Here is a 4,849-nt window from a genome sequence, read left to right as displayed (position 1 = left end):
CCCCAAGACCTGCATGATAGGGAAGGGCATTAAAACCATTTGCATTCAGATCCTGTGTTAGCTGATCCACCTGCTTGCGTGAAAAGCAATAAATAATGCCCGACTCGCCTTCATGTCGTCTCAAAAAATTAATGGTCTGTTGCAGAGGACTGCTCTTGGTTACCACATCCAAATACAAATTCTTCCGGTTGAAGCTCGCTACGAAAGTATTGGCATCAGCAAGGCCCAATGAATTTGCGATGTCTTTTTGGACACGGGGAGTAGCGGTGGCGGTGAGCCCTAGAGAAACAGCGTTATCAAAACGTTTGGTTACCTCAGAAAGCTGTCGATACTCAGGACGAAAATCATGTCCCCATTCCGAGATACAGTGCGCTTCATCAATTGCCACGCATTCCACGTTTAGCCCGGATAGCAAATTCAGGACATTGCCCTTCAATAAGGTCTCTGGTGCCAGGTACAGTAGATCCAGTTTATTTCTGCGGATCAGATCGAGGGTAGCTTCATATTCCTGGGGCGAGAGTGAGCTGTTTAAATAGGAAGCTGAAATTCCATAAGCCGTGAGCTGATCAACCTGATCTTTCATCAGAGATATGAGTGGAGAGACCACGATGGTCAGTCCATCAAAAATGAGGGCGGGAATTTGATAACAAAGTGATTTTCCTCCGCCAGTAGGCATGATGGCGAGGGTGTCTCTTTTTTGCAGAACATTCTCAATGATGTCTTTTTGGAGCGACCGGAATTCCTCAAACCCGAAAACTTCATGAAGTACGTGTTCTGCTTGTTGGATATCCGGCATAGTAGCTAAAGTGGTTTCTGAATTTTGCATGATCTTTTTCTAAGGTAAGAGCTATGAAAACCGAATTCCTTACAGTTTTTTTTGAGAAGAGTGGTTTTAGGCTGGTTTATCCCAAAGGAATAAAAGAGTGTATAGGCTCGCTGAACTGATAATGTACGACCTGATCTGATTTAATTATAAACCATTTAGTTTGGCTCTTGTTTCCAAAGAGAACAAGCGCTGAGTAAAAGTCTGCAAACTCAGTAAAAAAATCAAACAGCGACCATCAGTTTAGTCTGTACCATCCGTGTTCCATTCCTGAGTCTACCCCACCAACTCCCAAAATCCACATCCAGCATCTCGCTTTTCTCGTTCCCAACGTCTCGCTGGGAATGCATGCCAGAACCTCTGGTTCAAAATGTTTTGCGGGGGTCCTATAGTTGGATGGAACCGGAAGCTCCACCGAATTCTCGGGAAGGTTTGTAACGAGAATAAAGCCAAAATTGATACAATTGGAAGTTTCTCTTCTGTACGTTACATTTAATAAGAAACTAATTGATCTGCGATGAGAGAATTGACCAAAAGAATAATAATAGATGAAGGCATTTGTAATGGTAAACCTGTGATTCGGGAAACCAGGATAACAGTGCAATCAATTTTGGAATATTTAAGTGCCGGAGATTCGGTTGAAGATGTTTTAGAAGCTTATCCCTCTTTAAGCAAAGAAGATGTTTTGGAATGCATTCGTTTTGCTGCAAATTTGATGAATCGAAAATTCACCATTGATCCAACTGCTGCCTGATGCCCCGGTTTCTTATTGATGAAAATCTGCCTTATAAATTTTCACTTTGGAAAGGTGAAGACTTTGTGCATCAATATGAATTAGAGGACATAAAAAGTGATAAAGAGATTTGGGGATATGCAAAAAGAAATCAACTGACAATAGTCACAAAAGATGCGGATTTTTCAGATCGTATAATTTTTGCAGACCCTCCTCCGAAAGTAATCCATATCCGAATTGGAAATATGCGGATAAAAGAGATGTATCAATTCTTCGAAAAGAATTGGGAAGATATCCGAAGTCATTCGAGAAATTATAAGTTGACGAATGTTTACAAAGATCGAATTGAGGGAATAGAGTAGATATAAACTCATACAATTATTTCACGCGGATTTTCGCAGATGAAACGCTGTGTTCCGCAGAGAAAAAATAGATCCGTGACCATCTGCCCAATCCGTATCATCCGTGTTCCCTTCCTAAGTCTATTCCACCAACTCCCCAAAATCTACATCTAACATGTTACTCAAAATCTCCTTGCTTTTTGAGGTATTGATGTGTGCCCCCATTTTCATCAATAAATTATAAAGTCCGAGGTGCACACGTGTGGTATATAAGAAGTGTTGGGAACCACGGGGCTCATTTCCAATCGGAGCATCTTTGGTGAAATATTTGATGTTGTTTCGGTATTCCTCATCCCCAAAATCAAAAACCTCATATTTGTAAGGCTCGGCGAAAGTCATCCCGTAATTCCGGGCAAAGTTGAAATATTTTTCTTCGTTTTCAGGAGTATCTGAATTGGGATTGATGACCTTTAGTTTCTCATAAAGCTCGCGGATAGCTTCTTCATCATCCTTTAGATGCGTGGGAAGTAACCGCAGGTAATTCATGAAAAACTCTTGGGGGAATTTCTTCACGCACCCAAAATCGATCACCCCAAGTTTGCCATCATATGTAAAAAAGAAATTTCCGGGATGTGTATCAGCATGAACATAATCCATCTCCTTGATTTGCTGATGGAAAAAATCCCATAATAACTGACCAAAATGATCACGCATTTCCTGGTCGGGATCTTCCTTTAGAAATTCTCCCAGATGCCGGCCTTCCAAATAGGTCATACATAATACTTTGTCGGTAGAGAACTCTTGAATCCATTCGGGCATAACGATATTTAATCCGCCAAACCGCTCTCTGAACAATTCAATTTGCTGACCTTCATTTTTATAATCGGTTTCTTCGAGAAGGGTCTTTTTTACTTCATCAAAGTATGGATCAATATCTGCGCCCTTTTTCACGATGCGTTTCACCAGGATCTTCGCCAGTCCAAGATCCGAATCAATAGTTTCCCGGACGTTGGGATACTGAATTTTGATGGCCACTTTCCTTCCGTCTTTCAATTCTGCTTTATGTACCTGTCCGATGGAAGCCGCAGCAAAAGCCTCTGACTCAAAATTTTTAAAAAGCTGCTCGGGATAAGCTCCCAACTCTCTCTTTATAATAGAGCGAACCAGCGCCTTATTAATAGGAGGAACCGAATACTGCGCCTGGGTCATGACTTCGGCAAATTCCTCGGGGAGAAATCCCTGGTCCATGCTCATTCCCTGAGCAATTTTGAGGGCGGTTCCACGGAGCTTGGTAAATTCTTTGAAAACCTCTTTGGCATTTTCGGAATGAAAGGCTCCATCCGAATCGTCATTGGTTTTACCGGTTTTTTTACGGAGATATCGCTTGGCGTAATTCGTCCCAACTTTAATACCGGTTTTAGCGATCCGACTGCCGCGCTCAAATTTTGATGAAGGAAAGTCTTTACTCATTTGGAATGTTGAATTATGAATTTTAAATGTTAAATGACTTATTCATTTAACATTCTCATTTAGCATTTAAAATTAATCAGAGGTTTTTTTGCTGTCGGTTTCTTCCTCTTCGTCGTCCTCTATTTCTACTTCCACTTCCGGCTCATCTTCAAACCAGCTTGAAACCCAATCGTTGAAATCTTCCACCTGTTTGCTCAAACCGAAAGCACTCAAAGAATATTTAGCCAGATCGAATCCCTTGTCTACGATCTTGGAATAGACGAGCTCTTCAATAAATCCTGTGATCTTATCGGTGAGGGCAAAGGTGCGTTCGCGGCTGTCACTATCATCCTCCAGCCAGAATTTGATCAGGAACAGAAATTGTGTTTTCAGGGAAGCGTAGAACCAGTCACCTATAAAGAACCCTGCGCTCGTTGCGATGTTGCCGTCAGAAGTGAAGAAATCTTTGAGTAGGGATTTGATCTCCATTTGAAACTCACTTTTGGAGGTACACTTCCATTCATATTTCTCAAAGGTATCTTCTGCAAACTTCCGGCGCTCGTCCATCATATCAAATAGGGTAAAAGCAAAGTTGGAGAGCTTCTCACTGATAGAATAGGAATCGAAGTCGTCGATCTCATTTATCATTGCGCGGTAGCGTATGACCAAAGAGGGGTAATAAAATTTCAGGATGGAATTCTTATTAGGGAAAAGTGTGTAGATCTCGGAGGCTGTCTTACCGGTTTTTTTGATCAAATTCGGGATCGAATATTCGTCTTCTATATATAGATCTATAGCAGCTTCGGTGAGTTCGATCTTGGTATTTATTTCTTCTGTGTTCATGGTCTTTATTTATTTCACTGATAAAACGAATGCGGAAAGCTTTCAGTTCGTTGTTACGATAGAAATTGAAAATTTGTTTTGACCTTTTCCTTAAAGGACTCTTCTCAAGAAGGTCGGCTCAGAAATTATGCATCAAAGATGAGAAGTCAGTTTGCAAATTCTACAGCTATTTTAATCATTTAAAATCTGAACTAAACCTTGGCAACAAGATAAACTTTGGAGTCACGCTCATCATGGTAATCATGATCAGTCATTAGGTTAGAATTTTCTTTGCACTTTTCGATACTTTGCTCTTTTATTTAGATGGTAGTTTACTTAAAGACTTTGGTGAAGACCCTTCAGGGCACTCATTAAACGAATTTGATTAACTCAGTAAAGCAAAGCAAAAAAATAAAATATATTTGAAATAAAACTTGCGGTGAATAGGGTCCATCCCTTACCTTTATAATCCTTTCGAGGAAACAAAAAATCGCTGACCAAACAGATGTTTAGTCGGCATTTTTTTTCGCTGAAAGTTTAGTTCTTAGACATAATGAAGTATAGATCAGATTGTTTGTGCGAGCGAGAGCTTGTTCAATTCTTTTTACAGAAATGACAAGAGCGTAGGGTCATGCTCACAGAGTATAATTTAAGTATTTACAATGGAGAGTTTGATCCTGG

General features: G+C 40.4%; 6 protein-coding genes. 2 read left to right on the top strand and 4 right to left on the bottom strand.

What is annotated here, in order from left to right:
• On the bottom strand, positions 1–826 hold an 826-nt coding region (locus VFM80_RS02895; RefSeq protein WP_395069365.1), incomplete at its 3' end, for a RecQ family ATP-dependent DNA helicase.
• A gap of 221 nt (positions 827–1,047) precedes the next feature.
• The gene (locus tag VFM80_RS02890) at positions 1,048–1,173 is read right to left on the bottom strand and encodes a hypothetical protein (RefSeq protein WP_395069363.1); all 126 of its coding nucleotides are present in this window, start codon (positions 1,171–1,173) and stop codon (positions 1,048–1,050) included.
• Between the two features lie 167 nt (positions 1,174–1,340).
• Between VFM80_RS02890 and VFM80_RS02885 the strand changes: the two genes are divergently transcribed.
• Together VFM80_RS02885 and VFM80_RS02880 are read left to right on the top strand one after the other, a co-directional pair.
• Positions 1,341–1,577 (top strand): DUF433 domain-containing protein, encoded by a 237-nt coding sequence (locus tag VFM80_RS02885; RefSeq protein WP_395069361.1) that lies wholly within the window; start codon positions 1,341–1,343, stop codon positions 1,575–1,577.
• Positions 1,577–1,918, top strand: a complete 342-nt coding sequence (locus VFM80_RS02880) for a DUF5615 family PIN-like protein (RefSeq protein ID WP_395069359.1) — start codon at positions 1,577–1,579, stop codon at positions 1,916–1,918. The genes VFM80_RS02885 and VFM80_RS02880 overlap by 1 nt, the downstream gene beginning before the upstream one ends.
• 120 nt (positions 1,919–2,038) lie before the next feature.
• On the opposite strand, the gene VFM80_RS02875 is transcribed toward VFM80_RS02880, so the two are convergent.
• Positions 2,039–3,367, bottom strand: coding sequence for an ABC1 kinase family protein (locus VFM80_RS02875; protein WP_395069357.1), 1,329 nt, complete (start codon positions 3,365–3,367; stop codon positions 2,039–2,041).
• Positions 3,368–3,439: 72 nt separating this feature from the next.
• Complete coding sequence (locus VFM80_RS02870; protein WP_395069356.1) at positions 3,440–4,189, bottom strand: hypothetical protein; 750 nt, start codon at positions 4,187–4,189, stop codon at positions 3,440–3,442.
• Positions 4,190–4,849: the final 660 nt, after the last annotated feature.

The organism is Gracilimonas sp. (assembly GCF_035704785.1).
GTDB lineage: Bacteria > Bacteroidota > Rhodothermia > Balneolales > Balneolaceae > Gracilimonas.
This window is presented reverse-complemented; position numbering and strand designations above follow the sequence as displayed.